Below are 763 nucleotides of genomic sequence, written 5' to 3'. Positions count from 1 at the left end.
ACGGAGGTTTTATGACCAACTGGATCGTCGGGCAGACGAACCGCTTTAAAGCTGCCGTTACCCAGCGCTCGATATCAAATTGGATCAGCTTTCACGGCGTCAGTGATATCGGCTATTTCTTTACAGACTGGCAGCTTGGGCATGACATGTTTGAGGACACAGAAAAGCTCTGGGACCGATCTCCTTTAAAATACGCAGCAAACGTGGAGACACCGCTTTTGATTCTGCATGGCGAGCGGGATGACCGGTGCCCGATCGAGCAGGCGGAGCAGCTGTTTATCGCTCTGAAAAAAATGGGCAAGGAAACCATGCTTGTCCGTTTTCCGAATGCATCGCACAATTTGTCACGCACCGGACACCTAAGACAGCGGATCAAGCGCCTGAATTATATCAGCTCATGGTTTGACCAATATCTCTAATAAAAAAAGCCAGGCTGATCAAATATCAGCCTGGCTGCTTTATTAAAAGACTTGTTCTACTTCAACGACACCCGGCACTTCTTCTAGAAGAGCGCGCTCAATTCCGGCTTTCAGCGTAATTGTTGAACTTGGGCAGCTGCCGCATGCGCCTAGAAGACGAAGCTTAACGATACCTTCATCTACGTCTACAAGCTCACAGTCACCGCCGTCACGAAGTAAAAACGGACGAAGTTTGTCCAGTACTTCCTGCACCTGTTCTTTCATTTCAACTTCAGTCATGACATTCGCTCCTTTCGTCGTCATAAAACCATTATATTCAGTGTAACAATAAAAATCTATTGTTT

At 46.9% G+C, this 763-nt stretch carries 2 protein-coding genes; one reads left to right on the top strand and one right to left on the bottom strand.

The genetic code is table 11. The features are described from left to right. Window positions 1-419, top strand: a 419-nt coding sequence (locus ACWHAR_RS26300) for an alpha/beta hydrolase family protein (RefSeq protein WP_452088328.1), incomplete at its 5' end; no start/stop codon positions are given. Window positions 420-461: 42 nt separating this feature from the next. Here the strand turns inward: ACWHAR_RS26300 and ACWHAR_RS26295 are convergent. Beyond that, window positions 462-763: NifU family protein (locus ACWHAR_RS26295; RefSeq protein ID WP_452088327.1), on the bottom strand; the 302-nt coding region annotated here is incomplete at its 5' end.

The organism is Bacillus sp. LR--39 (assembly GCF_053613335.1).
Note: the sequence above shows the minus strand (reverse complement) of the source record. Positions and strands in the feature narration are given on the sequence as shown.